Annotated in this window: 13 protein-coding genes; 6 read left to right on the top strand and 7 right to left on the bottom strand. The window is 72.5% G+C overall.

Annotated elements, in window-relative coordinates; all coding sequences use genetic code 11:
- The first annotated feature begins 53 nt into the window (after positions 1–53).
- Both AMK13_RS31465 and AMK13_RS31460 read left to right on the top strand, forming a co-directional pair.
- A complete protein-coding gene (locus AMK13_RS31465; protein ID WP_234348218.1) occupies positions 54–641 on the top strand; it encodes a DedA family protein in 588 nt (195 codons plus the stop codon).
- Positions 642–1,056: 415 nt separating this feature from the next.
- Complete coding sequence (locus AMK13_RS31460; RefSeq protein WP_049649680.1) at positions 1,057–2,334, top strand: lipoprotein; 1,278 nt, start codon at positions 1,057–1,059, stop codon at positions 2,332–2,334.
- Positions 2,335–2,457: 123 nt separating this feature from the next.
- On the opposite strand, the gene AMK13_RS31455 is transcribed toward AMK13_RS31460, so the two are convergent.
- From AMK13_RS31455 to AMK13_RS31430, 6 genes are all read right to left on the bottom strand, one after another.
- Positions 2,458–3,363 carry an alpha/beta fold hydrolase gene (locus AMK13_RS31455; RefSeq protein ID WP_074005093.1) on the bottom strand — a complete coding sequence of 302 codons (906 nt, stop codon included), beginning with the start codon at positions 3,361–3,363 and terminating at the stop codon, positions 2,458–2,460.
- Positions 3,360–4,598, bottom strand: coding sequence for a branched-chain amino acid ABC transporter permease (locus AMK13_RS31450; RefSeq protein WP_079272676.1), 1,239 nt, complete (start codon positions 4,596–4,598; stop codon positions 3,360–3,362). Before AMK13_RS31450 ends, AMK13_RS31455 begins: the two co-directional genes overlap by 4 nt.
- A 98-nt stretch (positions 4,599–4,696) precedes the next feature.
- Positions 4,697–5,563: a branched-chain amino acid ABC transporter permease gene (locus tag AMK13_RS31445; RefSeq protein ID WP_074005092.1), complete on the bottom strand. Its 867-nt coding sequence runs from the start codon at positions 5,561–5,563 to the stop codon at positions 4,697–4,699.
- Positions 5,563–6,342 (bottom strand): ABC transporter ATP-binding protein, encoded by a 780-nt coding sequence (locus AMK13_RS31440; RefSeq protein ID WP_241853109.1) that lies wholly within the window; start codon positions 6,340–6,342, stop codon positions 5,563–5,565. The genes AMK13_RS31445 and AMK13_RS31440 overlap by 1 nt, the downstream gene beginning before the upstream one ends.
- A 119-nt stretch (positions 6,343–6,461) precedes the next feature.
- The gene (locus tag AMK13_RS31435) at positions 6,462–7,202 is read right to left on the bottom strand and encodes an ABC transporter ATP-binding protein (protein ID WP_074005091.1); all 741 of its coding nucleotides are present in this window, start codon (positions 7,200–7,202) and stop codon (positions 6,462–6,464) included.
- A gap of 98 nt (positions 7,203–7,300) precedes the next feature.
- Complete coding sequence (locus AMK13_RS31430) at positions 7,301–8,572, bottom strand: substrate-binding domain-containing protein (RefSeq protein ID WP_079272659.1); 1,272 nt, start codon at positions 8,570–8,572, stop codon at positions 7,301–7,303.
- 479 nt (positions 8,573–9,051) lie between these two features.
- Here AMK13_RS31430 and AMK13_RS31425 point away from each other — a divergent pair, with 479 nt between their 5' ends.
- The 4 genes from AMK13_RS31425 (at position 9,052) to AMK13_RS31410 (ending at position 15,312) form a co-directional block, all read left to right on the top strand.
- Entirely contained in the window at positions 9,052–9,813 is a 762-nt protein-coding gene (locus tag AMK13_RS31425; RefSeq protein WP_074005090.1) for a CoA transferase subunit A, read from the top strand.
- 4 nt (positions 9,814–9,817) lie between these two features.
- Positions 9,818–10,495: a 3-oxoacid CoA-transferase subunit B gene (locus AMK13_RS31420; RefSeq protein WP_074005089.1), complete on the top strand. Its 678-nt coding sequence runs from the start codon at positions 9,818–9,820 to the stop codon at positions 10,493–10,495.
- A gap of 617 nt (positions 10,496–11,112) precedes the next feature.
- Positions 11,113–13,239 carry a glycosyltransferase family 2 protein gene (locus AMK13_RS31415; protein ID WP_107418905.1) on the top strand — a complete coding sequence of 709 codons (2,127 nt, stop codon included), beginning with the start codon at positions 11,113–11,115 and terminating at the stop codon, positions 13,237–13,239.
- A 141-nt stretch (positions 13,240–13,380) separates the two neighbouring features.
- Positions 13,381–15,312: a kelch motif-containing protein gene (locus AMK13_RS31410; protein ID WP_074005088.1), complete on the top strand. Its 1,932-nt coding sequence runs from the start codon at positions 13,381–13,383 to the stop codon at positions 15,310–15,312.
- 57 nt (positions 15,313–15,369) lie between these two features.
- Here the strand turns inward: AMK13_RS31410 and AMK13_RS31405 are convergent, their stop codons facing one another.
- The gene (locus AMK13_RS31405; protein ID WP_241853108.1) at positions 15,370–16,470 is read right to left on the bottom strand and encodes a glycoside hydrolase family 6 protein; all 1,101 of its coding nucleotides are present in this window, start codon (positions 16,468–16,470) and stop codon (positions 15,370–15,372) included.
- Between the last annotated feature and the right edge of the window lie 49 nt (positions 16,471–16,519).

Below are 16,519 nucleotides of genomic sequence, written 5' to 3'. Positions count from 1 at the left end.
GCAGCCACCTGCTCCCCCGGGAGGCACGGAGGGAGTAAAGGGTCTTGAACTTCGTGGCCGCGATCGGATCCTCGTGGATCTGCGCGCTGGCGCTCGTCGCCGTGCTCGGGGACGCCCTCCTGCCGTTCATCCCCAGCGGGACGCTGGTCATCCTGGCCGTGCTCAAGACCTCGCAGATCAACGGCGCGCCCCTGATGCTCGGACTGGGCGTGGCGGTGGCCTCCTTCCTGGGCGACCTCCTGCTGCTGAACCTGGCCCGGCGCGGTGCCCCGGTGCTGCACCGCCGGCTCGCCCGGCGCCCGAAACTGGCGGCCAGCGTGACCCGGGTCCAGGAGGCCCTGATCGAACGCCCCCACGGAGCGGCCGCCGCGATGGTCGTGGTCGCGCGGTTCGTCCCGGCCGGCCGGACCGTCCTCGACCTGGCCATCGGCCACTCCCCCGCCCATCCGCACCGGTTCCTGCACTGGTCGGCACTGGCGGCGCTGGTCTGGGCCGCCTACATCGTGACGCTGGGCTGGCTGAACAGCCACTGGTTCAACACCGCCTGGCTGAGCCTCGTGGTCTCCTGCGCGGCGGCCACCGCCATCAGCACCGCGATCGCGCGCATGGTGCGCCGCACCCGGCGACTCGCCGCGCTCTGACGGCCCGCCCGACCGCCCCTCCCCCTTCTCTCCCTCTTTCCCCTCGCTCCCGGCCCGCCCGGAGCGGCCCCATAGCGGGCTTCGGGCCGCCCGGCCCAGCAAGGGGCAAAAGTTTTCCCAAAAGGGCGACCAACCGGGCCGAACGCTGACGAACTCCGGCGGGGAGCGGACCGACCGGCGGTAGCGTACTGACCGGACCGCACGGGGCGGGAAGCGTCACAGGACGGCAACAGTCGAGGCATCCCCGCAGCCCAGCCGTACGCGCCCGGCGTGTTGAGAGTCGTCAGCGCTCGGCGACCTTGGTGACCGCTGCGGCGACATGACATGCTAACGGCGGAATATTCATCAATTGCCCGATTTGACCGGTGCGGCCGCGGGCCGCCCTCACCACCGGTATCGGCACCCAGGGGAGACCATGACCAGCATCTCGCGCAGGACGGTGCTCAGCGCAACCGCCGCGACCGCGGCCCTCGGCGCGGTCGCGGCCTGCTCCAGCGGCGGGTCCGGCTCGGGCCAGGGCTCCCCCTCCCCCGGCCCCGGCGGCGCGAGCACCACCCAGGGCGGCAGCGGCGACCCCACCCAGGCGGTAGTGCCCAAGGGCACCCCGATCGGCGACGGTTCCAACGCGGACACCGGCCCGCAGCCGAACCAGCCCAAGCCCGAGAAGCTCAAGCCGGGTGAGCGGCCGCCCCAGTTCGTGGTCTTCTCCTGGGACGGCGCCGGCGGCACCGAGGACGGCCAGTTCCCCCGCTTCCTGAAGCTGGCGGAGCAGCACAAGGCCACGATGACCTTCTTCCTCTCGGGCATCTACGCCCTGCCCAAGGGCAAGGCGGACCTCTACCACCCGCCGAAGCACTCGGTCGGCGCCTCCGACATCCCGTACCTGTCGGACGGCGCGGTGAAGAGCACGCTCAAGCTCGTCAGCCAGGCCTGGCTGGCCGGGCACGAGATCGGCACCCACTTCAACGGGCACTTCTGCTCCAGCCGTCCGGACAAGAACGGGGTCAACGTGTGGACCCCGGAGGACTGGCAGAGCGAGATCGACCAGGCGATCGGCTTCGTCACCCAGTGGCGGACCAACACCGGTTTCACCGATGTCGATCCGCTCCCCTTCGACTACAAGAAGGAGCTGATCGGCGGCCGCACCCCGTGCCTGGAGGGCCAGAAGGCGCTGCTGCCGACCATCGCCAAGCTGGGCTGGAAGTACGACGCCAGTTCCTCGGGCGGCCTGCAGATATGGCCGCAGAAGGTGCAGGACGGAAAGGTCTGGGACTTCCCGCTGCAGTCCATTCCGTTCCCCGGGCACACCTTCCAGGTCCTGTCGATGGACTACAACATCCTGGCCAACCAGTCCGCCGGCAGCACCAAGGGCGACCCGGCCAAGTACGGCGACTGGCGCACCCAGGCCACCAACTCCTACCTGGCGGGCTTCGAGCGCGCGTACAACGGCAACCGCGCGCCGTTCTTCGTCGGCAACCACTTCGAGCAGTGGAACGGCGGCATCTACATGGACGCCGTCGAGGAGACCCTCAAGACCATCGCGGGCAAGCCCGACGTCCGGCTGGTCTCCTTCAAGCAGCTCGTCGAGTGGCTGGAGGTGCAGGACCAGTCCACCCTGCGCAAACTGCGCTCGCTCAACGTCGGCCAGGCGCCGGCGGGCGGCTGGGAGAGCTTCCTCGGCACGGCGGGCTGACCCGCCGGGGAACGGCGGGACGGGGCACCGGCGGCGGCCGGCGGGGGTGCAGGCCCCCGCCGGCCGTCGGCGTTCCGGTCTGCGTCCTGCTCGGTTCCCGGTCGGTGTTCCGGGGCGGACCGGCTACCCGGCGGTGAGGGCGTCCGCGAGCAGGATGCGGACGATGCGGTCCGCCCCGGCCTCGCCCCAGAGGATCGAGTAGTGGTTGGTGTCCGGCACCGGCGAGGCCGGAACCCGCTCCGAGTCCAGTCCGGCCAGCCCGATCCGCTCGTGGTCGTAGAGGCCCTGCGGCTCGTCGAACAGGCCGCGCTCGGCCCAGATCAGGTCGGCCGGGCAGGGCAGCCGGTGCACGGCGGCGGCCGCGTCCTCGTCCAGCAGGACCTGGGCGCCGTCGGCCTGCACGGCCTCCAGCACGCAGGAGGAGCGCAGTTCGGGCTCAGCGCCGACCAGGTCGCGCTGGGTGTAGGCGTCGATCCCCTCGGTCCACTCGCCGGCGAAGGCGGGGTGCCCGCGCCAGAACTCCCGGTAGGCCTCCCGGTCCGGGAAGGTCGTGGACAGCCGGGCCAGCGCGGGGCCGAGCACCGCGGCCAGGGCGTCCTCCTCGCGGACGCCCTGCGGCAGCGGGAAGGTCACCGCCCCGTCGACCAGCAGGACGCGGCGGACGAGGTCGGGGTGCCGGACGGCGGCCAGGGCGGTGACCCAGGCCCCCATCGAGTGGCCGACCACCGTGACGGGCCCCGAGCCGAGCGCGCCGATCAGCGCGGCCACGTCGTCGGCGTGCCGGGCCAGGCCGTACGGTCCGGTGACCGAGCGGCTGGCGCCGCGGCCCCGCAGGTCGGGCGCGAGCAGGGTGACCCGGCCGGCGAGCCGGCGGGCGACCTCGTACCAGGCGAGGCCGTTGGCGGTGATGCCGTGCACCGCCACGACCGTCGGGGCCTGCGGGTCCTCGGCGGGCCAGCGCAGGACGGCCAGGTCCCCACCGGGCACGGGGACGGTCAACTCCTCGGGCTTCAGCGGCGACTGGCTCACGCGGGGGTACCTCCGGTGGGGTGGGCGGTTCCGGGGCCGGCCGGCGCCGGGGCGGAACGGCCGGTGCGGGCGGATCGGATGCGGGCAGGCAGTCTAGCCAGGCCGCCGGGCAGCAGGTAGACCACGGCGACGAACAGGGCGCCCAGCAGGAACAGGGGTTGGGAGAGCGGCACGCGCAGCACCGCCGGAAGGTCGGCGACGGCCGACGAGTTGGCGAGGTCGCCGAGCCGGTGGCTCGCCCAGGTGTAGAGGACACCGCCGAGCAGCGGCCCCCAGCGGGTGCCGGAGCCGCCGAGGACGACCATGACCAGGAGCGCGAGCGTGGCGTCCGAGGTGGCGGCCTGCGGGGTGGCGCCACCGGTCAGCAGCAGGTAGACCACCCCGCCCAGCCCGGCGAGTCCGCCGGCCAGCACGAAGGCGACCAACTTGTAGCCGTACGGCCGCAGTCCGAGCACCTCGACCCGGCGCTCGTTCTCCTTGATGCCCTCCCAGACCCGGCCGATCGGGGACTTGACGGCCCAGTGGACCGCGGCGACCGTCAGCACCAGGTAGCCGACGGCGATCCAGTAGAGGTTGGCGGTGTTCTCGATCCCGAGCAGGCCGGAGGGCAGCAGGTCGGCCGGGGCGGACCGGCCCTCCTCGCCACCGGTGGCGCCACCGGGGTTGCGCTGGACGAGGATCGAGCCGGCCTGGGCGAAGGCGAGGGTGACCATGGAGAAGCCGATGCCGGTGACGCGCAGGCTGACCGAGCCGAGCAGCAGGGCCAGCAGGACGGAGCAGGAGACGCCGAACACCGCGGCGGCGGCGAACGGCAGTCGCAGCTCCAGCATGCCGAGGTCGGTGGCGTAGAGGCCGGTCGCGAAGTAGAGCGCGTGGCCGAAGGAGAGCAGTCCGGTCCGACCGAGCAGGAGGTCGTAACCGGTGGCGAGCCCGCCGTAGAGGAGGCACAGGGCGAGCAGTTGGAGGCTTCCGGGGCTGCCGAGCGGGCCGTCGAGCAGTCCCGGGACGGGAAGCGCACTGTATGGGGCGACAAGGAGCGTGATCAGCAGAGCGATCGGCCACCAGCGTAGCGCTCTGTGCGCGCCAGTCCAGCGATTAGTGACTGGATCACCCGTTCGAGGGATGGCGCCGGACTCGGCCCTGTGTTCACAATGGGTCTCGGCAAGGCCGGTGTCAGTCCCCCTTGCCACAGTGGCGGTGTCGGTGGAGCTGGTGTCAGTCCCCTCTGCTGACATGGTGGTCACGGCAGGGCTGGTGTCAGTCCCCCCTGCCGGAGCGGCGGCGCTGCGGCCGGCCGCGGGGCCACCGGTGCTCGTGATCGGTGTTTCGGCGCTCACGCGAGCCTCCCGGTGAGTCCACGGGGTCGGACGAGAAGCAGCACGGCGAGCAGGACGACGACCGAGAGGTCGCCGAGCCCGGCGCCGGTGTAGTAGTTGGCGAACTGCTGGACGAGGCCGACGCCCACCGAGGCGACGGCGGCTCCGGTCACGGAGCCCATGCCGCCCATCACCACGACGACGAAGGCGAAGATGAGCAGGCCGGTCCCCTGGCCGGGATTGACCGAACCGAAGTAGAGGCCGCCGAGGGCGCCACCGAGTGCGGCGGCCGCCCCGCCGAGGGCGAAGACGAGGGTGAACGCCTTCCGGACGTCGATGCCGAGCGCCGTGACCATCGCCCGGTCCTCGACGCCGGCCCGGACGATCAGCCCGTAGCGGGTGCGGGCGAGAAACAACCGAAGAGCGAGCAGCAGCAGGGCGGCGGCGGCCACCAGCACGAAGCGGTTGACCGGGACGGTCGCCCCGAGCACGTGCCAGGTGCCGGACAGCAGCTCCGGCTGCGGGAAGGGGCGGGAGTCCGCGCCCCAGATCCCCATCAGCAGGGCGGGTACGGCGAGCCCGACCCCGACGGTGGCAAGGATCTGGTCGCGCGGTCGGCTGTAGAGCGGCCGGATCAGGAAGAGCTCCAGCAGGACGGCGGCGGCCGTTCCGACCAGGGTGCCGAACGGCACCGCGAGCCAGAAGGAGAGACCGGCCTCGGCACCGGCCCACCAGGTGGCGTAGGCGCCGATCGAGAGCAGGGCGCCGTGCGCGAAGTTGAGCACGTCCATCAGACCGAAGATCAGCGACAGACCGGAGGCGACCAGGAAGTACAGCGCACCGAGACCGAGTCCGGTACAGAAAAGGAGGACGACAGTGTCCATCAGGGCTTCACCTCGGCGGTGACGACAGGGGCGGCCGGGGAGGCCGGGGCGGCGGCGGGCCGGGGCCCGCCGGCGAGCGGGTGACGGGAGCCGACGCCGAGCAGGCGGCGGGCGGCCTCCTCGTCGGCCAACAGCTCGGCGGTGTCTCCGCGGTGGGCGGTACGGCCGTCGGCCAGGACGGCGCAGGTTCCGGCCAGCCGGCGGACGAGGGCGAGGTTCTGCTCGACCAGGAGGACGGGCACGGCCTCGGCCGCACGCGCCAGCACCTCGGCCACCTCGGCGACGATCTTCGGGGCCAGGCCCTTGGTGGGCTCGTCGGCGATGATCAACCGGTTGCGGTTGAGCAGCGTCCGGCCGATCGCCACCATCTGCTGCTGGCCGCCGGAGAGCGTCCCGGCCAATTGCCCGGCCCGCTGCTTGAGTTCGGGAAAGAGCTCGTGGACGAGTGCGTAGTTGGGCTCACCGGCCTCGCCGCCACTCCCGCTCCCGCTCCCGGCAGCGCGCTCGGCGAGGCGGAGGTTCTCGGCGACCGTGAGGCCGGCGAAGATCCCCCGGTCCTCGGGCGCGTAGCCGATGCCATGACGAACGACCAGATGCGTGGGAAGGGAGGAGAGTTCGGAGCCGGAGAGCCGGATGCTTCCGGTGCGCGGCACCAGGCCCATGACGGCCTTGACGGTGGTGGTCTTCCCGGCGCCGTTGCGGCCGAGGAGCGCGGTCACCCCGACGGGGGCCACGTCGAAGTCGACGCCGTGCAGGATGTGCAGCCCGTCGATGACCACCCGCAGATCGCGGACGGAGAGGAGGGGTTCGGCAGCGGACGACGGCGAGGACGCGGACGACGGAGAGGAGGCGGAGTGCGCCGAAGGAGCGGGGCGCTGAGCGGAGAACGGAGAGGAGGTCACAACGCCTCACCCAGGTAGGCCTGTTGCACGGTCGGGTCGGCCATCACGGCCTCGGGGGTGTCCAGGGCGAGCAGCGTGCCGTGGTGCATCACCGCGAGCCGGTCGGCGAGGCCGAGCAGGACGTCCATGTGGTGCTCGACCATCAGGACGGTCCGGCCCAGGTCACGGTGCACGGAACGGATCAGCTCGGTGAGGGCGGGCACCTCCTCCGCGCTGACTCCGGCCATCGGCTCGTCCAGCAGGATCAGCCGGGGCTCCGAGACCAGCAGGACGGCCAGCTCCAGCTTGCGCTTCTCCCCGTGCGAGAGCGCACTGGCCAGGGTGTCCGCGCGGTGGGTGAGATCGGTGCGTTCCAGGGTGTCGGCCAGCTGCTGCTCGTAGCGGTCGGCGCGGCGCCAGAGCCGGTACGAGGCACCCGGTCCGGCCGCCGCCTGAGCGGCCAGGCGGACGTGGTCGGCGACGGTCATCCCCGGCCAGAGCGAGGAGGTCTGGAAGGTGCGGCCGAGCCCGCGGCGGGCCCTGGCGTGCACCGTCTCGGCGGTGATGTCCGCGCCGTCGAGGTGAAGGCTGCCGTGGGTCGCCGGGTAGATGCCCGAGATCAGATTGAAGAGGGAGGTCTTGCCGGCGCCGTTGGGCCCGATGAAGGCGATGAACTCGCCTTCGCCGACCGAGAAGGAGACGTCCTCGACGATCGGCACGCCGCGGACGGCCCAGCCGAGCCCGTCCAGACGCAGCACCGGAGAGGAGGACGCGGAGGACCCCGCGGACGAGGTGGACGCGGCGGAGGCAGCCGAGGAGGCGGAAGGAGTCGACGTGGTGCGGGCGGGCATCGGGATCAGCCCGCCATCGGGGTGACCGGGGGTGCCGCCTCGTCCGCGGTCAGGGTCTTCTCCACCGAGGGCTTGGCGGCGGCACCGCTGCCGGTCAGCCGCACCTGGAACATCGGCTGGAGCAGGGCGTGGTCCTCGGCGCGGACCGTGGTCTTCCCCTTCACGCCGTCGAAGCTCCAGCCCTCCAGGGCCTTGACCAGGGCCGAGGTGTCGTCGGCGGAGCCGTGGTTGGACTCGACGGCGTGCACGATCATCTGGGCGGCGGTGAAGCCGTCCGGGGTGAAGATGTCCGTCTTCCCTCCGGCGGCGGTGACGGCATCGGTCATGGCCTTCTCCACCGGGGTGCCGGCGGCGCCGTCGAAGTAGTGGTTCAGGAAGGAGATCTTCTCGGCGGCCGGGCCGAACAGCGGGTAGGAGGCGGCCAGGTCGAGGCCGGTCACGACCTTGGTGTCGGCGAACACGTCCTGCTGGTTGAGCGCCGTCCACAGGGCCGAGGCGGTGTCGCCGGCCCAGGCGACGAACAGCAGGTCGGGCTTGGCGGTCTTGGCCTGGGTGGCGAAGGGGGTGAGGTCGGTGGCGCTCGGCGGGGCGAGCACCTGGTCGACCGTCGCGCCCTCGGCGCCGAGCAGCGCCTTCACGGCGGCCACGTTGGCCTGGCCGAAGGCGTTGTCCTGGGCGAGCACGGTGACCTTCTTGCCCTTGGCGTCACCGATGAACGAGGCCGCGGTCTTGATGTCCTGGTAGGACTGGCGGCCGGAACGGAAGGTGTACTTGTTCAGACCGGTGGCCTTGTCGGCGGCGGCCGGGCCGCTGATGAAGAGCACCTTGTTCTGGGCGGCGATCGGACCGACCTGGAGGGCCACACCGGAGGCGGTGGAACCGGCCAGCACCTTGTAGCCCTTGCCGATCAGGTCCTTGGCGGCGGACACCGCCTTGGCCGGGTCGCCGGCGTCGTCCTGCTCCTCGAACTCGATCTTGTGCCCGTCGACCGCGCCGGTGCCCTTGGTCGCGTAGCTCAGGCCGGCCTTGAAGCCCTCCAGGTACTGCTTGCCGTAGGCGGCCAGCGGCCCGGTCTTGGAGTACACCAGGCCGACCTTGATCGGGCCCTTCGATCCACCGTCCGCCGCGGTCGTCCCGGCCGTGCCGGCCTTGGCGCAGCCCGAGGCCAGCAGGACGCAGGCCGCGAGGGCGGCGAGCTTCCGGGCCGGGCCGCCGGTCAGGGAGTCGCCCAGGCGAACGCCGGAGGCGGTCCTGGAGGGGTTTGTCGAGCTGCGCATGGTGACCGACTCCTGAAGTGCGGCGGGTGGATGCGGGAACCGTAGGTGTGCGGTGGGAACGGCGACATGTGCCCGGTCGACGTATCAGCCGGTCGGGATGTGGCTCCGGTCGACATACCGTCGGCCCGCCGCCGTCCCCCGGGCGCCCGGGTGTGGCCCGCCGACACGGCTCCGCGCCCACCCATGGGGGTGGCCGCCATGGCTGTGCCCACCCCTGCCCGGTGACGGTGGAGGGGCGCGGAGCCCGTCCGACGGCAGCCAACCCCAGCGGCGTGCCCGACCCCGGTCCGGCCCAGGCAGGACCCCAGCCCGGCCTGGTACGGCCACGGGCTCCGCGCGGCGGCCGAGCCCGCCGGCCGCCCCTCCCACAAGCCCGTCCCACCTGCCCGTCCCACCTTCCCCGGCCGCCGCACCACCCCGGCCGCGCTCCGCCCCTTCCTCTTCCACCCCCTCCGCCCACTCCCTCACGAGGTGACCCCTTGGACAAGGTCCTGGACTCCCCCGCCGACGCCGTCGGGGACGTTCCCGACGGCGCGGTGCTGGCCGTCGGCGGCTTCGGCCTCTGCGGCATCCCCAGCACGCTGATCGGCGCCCTGGTGGACTCCGGCGCCACCGGACTGCGGGTGGTCTCGAACAACTGCGGGGTGGACGACTGGGGGCTGGGCCTGCTGCTGCGGGCGGGCCGTATCGCCCGGATGACCTCCTCGTACGTCGGGGAGAACAAGGAGTTCGCCCGGCAGTACCTCTCCGGCGAGCTGGAGGTCGAGCTGACCCCGCAGGGCACGCTGGCCGAGCGGCTCCGGGCGGGCGGCGCCGGCATCCCGGCGTTCTTCACCCCGGCCGGGGTCGGCACCCAGGTCGAGGAGGGCGGGCTGCCCTGGCGCTACGCGGCCGACGGCTCGGTGGCCCTGGCCTCCCCGCCGAAGGAGGTCCGGGAGTTCGGCGGCCGTCGCTACCTGCTGGAGGAGGCGATCACGGCGGACTTCGCGCTGGTCCGGGCCGAGGTGGCGGACCGGCACGGCAACTGCGTGTTCCACGCCGCCGCCCGGAACTTCAACCCGCTCTGCGCGGCGGCGGGCCGGATCACCCTGGTCGAGGCGGACCGGATCGTCGAACCGGGCGAGCTCCCTCCGGACGCGGTGCACCTGCCCGGGGTGTACGTCGACCGGGTGGTGGCCGCCGACCCCGAGGACCGCCGCATCGAGCGCCGGACCGTCCGCCCCGCACTCCAGGAGGCCTGACCCGATGCCCACCGAGACCGCAGTCCGCGCCACCACCGCCGCCACCGCTCTCGATCCCCGCAACGCCCTGGCTGCCCGCGCCGCCCGCGAGTTGCGCGACGGCCAGTACGTGAACCTGGGCATCGGCCTGCCGACCCTGATCCCCAACCACCTCCCGCCGGGCGTCGAGGTGGTGCTCCACTCGGAGAACGGCATCCTCGGCGTCGGCCCGTACCCGGAGGAGGGCGCCGAGCACGCCGACCTGATCAACGCCGGGAAGGAGACGGTGACGGTCGCCGCCGGCGCCTCGTACTTCGACTCCGCCTTCTCCTTCGGCATGATCCGGGCCGGCCGGATCGACGTCTCGGTGCTCGGCGCGATGCAGGTGTCGGCCGCCGGGGACCTCGCCAACTGGATGATCCCCGGCAAGATGGTCAAGGGCATGGGCGGCGCGATGGACCTGGTGCACGGGGCCCGTCGGCTGATCGTGGTGATGGAGCACACCGCCCGGGACGGCTCGCCGAAGATCGTCGATGAGCTGTCACTTCCCGCGACAGGACGGGGAGTTGTGGACCGAATCGTCACCGACTTCGCGGTGATCGACGTGACCCCGGAGGGGCTGCGGGTCGTGGAGACGGCGCCGGGCGTGGACTTCGCCGAGGTCCAGGCCGCGACCGGCGCGCCCCTGCTGCCCCCGCTCTGACCAGCCCGCCTGACCAGCCCGGCCCCGTACGGACGGCCGGATCGCCCCGAGGGGCGGTCCGGCCGTTCCGCTGCCCCCGCCGGCACACGACAGCGACCCCGCGAACGGCTCCACGGGCAACTCCGCAACAGCCCTCCACCACCACCGAGTTCCATGGACCGCCCGGGCCGGAGCGAATTCACCGCATTAGCACCAACGCCCGCCGGATCGGCCGGAAACCGTGGCATCTTCATGCCTGGGCGACGGCGATCTCCCGGACTGGTTGCGATCACCGTTGCGCTCAGGGAGAGTTGAGGCGGCCAAGGATCCCGACGTACCCGGAGGGGAAGCTGGAAAGTGCATCGGGATCCCGGATTCGAGGCCGCCGTACCGACGCACAACCGAACCGGTCGCACACGCCGAATCTGCCGGACGGCCCGGGAACTGCCCGAGAACCGCAGTTCGCCGGGTCTCGTTCCAGCCGGTTCCGGCTGTTCCCAGCTGTTTCCAGCTGATTCCGGCCGGTTCCACCCTGTTCCACCCGGACGGCTCCGAGTCGAGGCAGACCCACGCAAGAGCCGAGCGAGCCGAGTGAACCGAGCGAGCCGCGCAAGGCGCGAACTCCGGGGGGAGCAGCTATGACCACGCCGCCGTTCTCACGACGCAAGGGCGTCGGAACGGCCCACGGGCGAGGCGCCGGGGAGTTGGACGAGGCCGCCCTGCGCGCCCTTCCCATACCCGAAGCCCCTTACGACTACGGCCACTTCAGCCGTCTCGCGGGCCCGGCGTACGACCCGGACGAGGACGACGACCTCGGCGGCGGCGTCTACTGGCCCGAACCGGTCGCACCGCACCCGCCCTCCCCCGACGAACCGCACGACCCCACCGCATACAGCCCCGCCCCGTACGGCCCCGCCCCGACAGCCGCCCCGTACGAGCCGCCCCCCGCGGCCCCCTACCGCGTCCGGTACCGCAGCCTGCTGCGCCGCGAGCCGCACCGGATCCGTGCCGCGCTGCTGCTGATGGCCGCCCCCGTGGTGGAGGCGGTGCTGCTGGTCTGGCTGCTGCTGCCGGAGCACTGGCCCGAGCGGCTGGACGAGACGAACTCCCTGGTGCTGCTCGGCGACAAGGTGATGATCGGCATCATCGCCGTCGTCGAGGTGTTCCGGCTGGTCAACGTCGTCTCCAACACCCACGCCACGCTGGTCGCCCGCGACCCGGTCCCGGTGACGCCGGAGCCCGGCACCCGGGTCGCCTTCCTCACCACCTGCGTGCCGGGCAAGGAGCCGCCGGAGATGGTCCGGGCCACGCTGACGGCGGCGCGGGCCGTCCGGCACAACGGACCGTACGACGTCTGGTTGTTGGACGAGGGAAACGATCCTGCAATGCGGGAGCTCTGCGCCGAGCTGGGCGTGCGCCACTTCACCCGCGCCGGCCGGCCGCACTGGAACCGGCCGAAGGGCCGGTTCCGCGCCGGGACCAAGCACGGCAACTACAACGCCTGGCTCCAGGCCCACGGCGACGACTACGAGTTCTGGGTGTCCGTGGACACCGACCACGTTCCGCTGCCGGACTTCTGCGAGCGGATGCTCGGCTACTTCCGCGACCCCGACGTGGCATTCGTGGTCGGCCCCCAGGTGTACGGGAACTACCGCAGCTCGGGATCGGCCGTCACCAAATTCTCCGAGAGCCAGCAGTACCTCTTCCACGCCCTCATCCAACGCGCCGGAAACCGTTACGGCGCGCCCATGTTCGTGGGCACCAACAACGCCGTCAGAATCAGCGCTCTCCAGTCGATCGGCGGGTTGTACGACTCCATCACCGAGGACATGGCGACCGGTCTGGAGTTCCACCGGAGCCGGAACCCGGAGACCGGAGAACGCTGGAAGTCCGTGTACACCCCGGACGTGCTCGCGGTCGGCGAAGGCCCGTCCTCCTGGACCGACTTCTTCTCCCAGCAACTGCGCTGGAGCCGCGGCACCTACGAGACCCTGTTCACCCAGTACTGGCGGGTGCTGTGGCGGCTGTCGCCCGGCCGGCTGCTCAACTACTCGCTGATGGTGGGCTTCTACCCGATGGCGGCGCTCACCTGGCTGCTCGGCGGCCTGTCCAGCGTGCTCTACCTGGGCTTCGGCGCCTCCGGCGTGCACGTCTCCTCGGAGATCTGGATGATGCTCTACAGCGACGCCGCCGCGCTCCAGCTCCTGCTCTACACCTGGAACCGCAAGCACAACGTGAGCCCGCACGAGCCGGCCGGCTCCTCCGGGGTCGCCGGCATGGTGATGTCGGCGCTCTGCGGTCCGGTCTACGCGGCCTCGCTGCTCCAGGCGCTGGTTCGCCGCCGCAGCCGCTTCGTGGTGACGCCCAAGGGCAGTTCGGCCAGCACCGACCGGCTCGGCACCTTTCGCTTCCACCTGTTCTGGACTCTGGTGTTCGGGGGCGCGATCGCCGCCTCCTACGTCACCGGCTACGACCACGTCGCGATGCGCACCTGGGCCTGGATCGCCCTGCTGCTCACCCTCCTGCCGGTCCTGATCAGCGCCGGCGACGCCGTACGCCGCCGCCGGACCCGCCCGACCGCCACCCTCACCGTCACCGGCGACCCGACGGCGGCCCCGCAGGTCGTCCTGGAGAAGCGCCGCCCGCGCCACGCCCGCGACCCCCGAGCCGCCCGGACCGCCGGACCGGCGCAGCCCGCACCTCCCGCCCCCCGCCCCGGACGAACCTCACCCGACCACGCCGACAGCGGCAGACCCTCCCACTGACCGGCACCCTCCCACTGACCAGCACCACCGCCTGACCAGCACCACCCACCGACCGACACCACCCGCCGAACAGCACCACCCACCTAACAGAGCCGCCCACCGACCAGAGCCCCCGACCGCCTCCCGAGGGGAGCACCCACCGTGAAGATCCACAAGGCCGGCCGCACCAAGCGCCTCGCCCTCGGCAGCACCGTCGCGCTGACCGTGGCCGGGATGAACGCGCCGGCCGTCCTCGGCTTCGCCTCCCAGCAGTACCACCACTACGTGATCAACCGCCCCGAGTACAAGGCGCAGTACGGCCACTGGCAGACCCTGTCGCTGCCCACCGAGTTCCGGGTCAACGCCGTGCACGCGACCGTGCTGCGCACGGGCAAGGTCCTGATCGTGGCCGGTTCCGGCAACGACGAGAAGCAGTTCAACGCGGGCACCTTCAAGAGCCTGCTCTGGGACCCGGCCCGGAACACCTACAAGCTGGTCCCCACCCCGGCCGACATGTTCTGCGGCGGCCACACCTCGCTGCCGGACGGCCGCGTCCTGGTGGCCGGCGGCACCCAGCGCTACGAGAAGCTGGCCGGCGCCGTGAAGAAGGCCGCCGGCATCATGCGGGTGCGCAACGAGAGCCCGGAGCGCGACCGGACCTTCCCCAAGGGCACCGTCTTCGTCTCCCCGAACGGCCACGAGTACGCCAGCACCGCCGCCGTGACGGTCCCGGCCGCGACCAAGACCGGCTCCGGCAAGCAGACCGTGGTCACCGCCGGTGAGCAGCACGTGTACGTGGAGGCGGTCGGCCCGGGCCAGGACTTCGTCTCCGACTCCCCCGCCCAGTACCGGATCAAGGGCCTGAGCGGCACCGACGCCCACAACCTGTACGGGCAGAGCGAGAAGCTGACCCTGGACAAGCAGGAGTACCAGGGCATCCGCTCCGCCTTCGAGTTCAACCCGGACACCGAGCTGTACGAGCCGGTCACCGACATGGCCCACGCCCGCTGGTACCCGACGCTGACCGGGCTGGGCGATGGCCGGGTGGTCACCGTCTCCGGGCTGGACGACACCGGGGAGATCCTCAGCGGCAACGACAACGAGATCTACGACCCGAGGACCAAGTCCTGGTCCAAGGGCCCCGACCACTACTTCCCGACCTACCCGGCGGTCTTCCTGACCGCCTCCGGCAAGCTCTTCTACTCCGGCTCCAACGGCGGCTACGGCCCCGGCGACAAGGGCCGCGAGCCCGGCGTGTGGGACCTGTCGAGCGGGGCCTTCCAGCCCGTCCCCGGCCTGCGCGACCCCGGCCTCACCGAGACCTCCTCCTCGGTGCTGCTGCCGCCCGCGCAGGCGCAGAAGGTGATGGTGCTCGGCGGCGGCGGTGTCGGGGAGTCGCCGCTGTCCACGGCCCGCACCGACATCGCGGACCTCTCCTCCGCCGCTCCCGCCTTCACCCCGGGCCCGGACCTGCCGGCCGGCGGCACCCGCTACCTCAACAGCGTGATCCTGCCGGACGACACCGTCTTCACCACCGGCGGCTCCAGCGGCTACCGCGGCCGCGGCGACAGCGACCTGCTCAAGGCGCAGGTGTACCACCCGGACACCAACGGCTTCACCACCGCCGCCGAGCCGACCGTCGGCCGCAACTACCACTCCGAGGCGCTGCTGCTGCCGGACGGCCGGGTCGCCGTGCTGGGCTCCAACCCGCTCTTCGCGGACAAGGCCGAGACCCAGCCGGGCGGCTTCGAGCAGCGCATCGAGATCTACACCCCGCCGTACCTGTACCACGGCGACCGTCCGGAGGTCGGCGCCGTTCCGCAGGCGGCCCGGCTCGGCGGCACCCTCGCCGTCGGGACGGCGCGCCCGGAGGCGGTGGCCACCGCCAAGCTGATCCGGCCGAGTTCGGTCACCCACGTGACGGACGTCGAGCAGCGCTCGGTGGCCCTGGACGTCGCCGGACGGACGGCGGACGGCGTCTCGCTCACCCTGCCCGCGAACCCCAACCTGCTGCCGCCGGGCTGGTACATGCTGTTCCTGACGGACGCCGCCGGCACCCCGTCGGTCGCCCGCTGGATCCAGATCACCGCGTAGACCGCGCGCCGTGTGAACCGCACGACGCGCAGGGCCCGAGGTCAGGCGCAGGCGGCCTCAGCGCGCCGCCTGCGCCAGCCCGAGCGCGTACGGCAGCCAGAACTCGCCCGCCCGGGGCTCGCCCCGGCCGCAGTCGCCGTCCGACTCCCCCGGGTTCTTGATCCACAGGTAGGCGTCCACCCCGGGCCGGCCGGTCTCGGTGGTCGGCCGCTCGCCGAGCGCGCGCCCGGGCGGGTTGCACCAGGCGGCGCCGCCCAGCGCCCCGTTGCCGCTGCGGCTGGTGTCGATGACGTAGTTCTTCCCGCCGAGGGCCGCGGAGAGCCTGGCGCCGTAGGCCGCGTTCCGTTCGGTGTCGTAGAAGTTGGCGACGTTCACGGCGAAGCCGTCGGCCGCCGCGATGCCCGACTTGCGCAGGGCGGTGGCCATCTCCTCCGGGTCCTGTGCCCAGCCGGGGTTGCCCGCGTCCAGGTAGACCCGCGCGTTGGGGTTCTTCTTCAACTCCTGGACGGCGAAGGCCAGCAGGCCGTACCGCTCGGCGGCCAGGTCGCCCTTGATCCCGCAGGTGTCCAGGGTGTGCGCGACGGCGTCCGGCTCCATCACCACCCAGGCCCTGCGGTCGCCGAGGGCCTGGGCGACGCCGGTGATCCAGGCCCGGTAGGCGGCCGCGTCGGGGGCGCCGCCGGCCGAGTACTGGCCGCAGTCGCGGTGCGGGATGTCGTACGCGACGAAGACCGCCGTGCGGCCGGCCTCGGCGGCCCGTCGGCTCACCTGCTCGGCGATCGTCTGGGCGCCCTGCTCTCCGAGCCACTGCGAGGAGGGCTGGCCGGCGATCCGCAGCAGCGCGTCGGCCTCCGCCGTCCGGCCCTGGCCGCGCAGCGCGGTCACCTGCTGGGCGGCGTTGGTGCGGTCGGAGACGTAGAAGGCCTGCCCGGGCAGTTGGGCGAAGCCCGCACCGGCACCCGCCCCCGCGCCCGCCCCGGCGGCGGAGGACACGGACCCGGCTCCCGGCTTCCCGCCGTCCGAACCGGTGCAGCCGGACCCGGCCGCCAGCACCACCCCGGCCAGCAGCGCCCCGACGGCGCCCCGCAACGTCCCTGTCCGCCCCAGCCCGTGCACGTACCGCCCCTCCCCGGCCCCGGTCCGGCGACCGGTCGGCACCAGCTAAGCACACCCGGCACCGGCCGACGGCCACCGGTGGTGAACGCCA

The organism is Streptomyces sp. CB02056 (genome assembly GCF_001905545.1).
Taxonomy (GTDB): Bacteria; Actinomycetota; Actinomycetes; order Streptomycetales; family Streptomycetaceae; genus Kitasatospora.
The sequence above is the reverse complement of the archived record's forward strand: the minus strand, read 5'-3'. Positions and strand labels throughout refer to the sequence as shown.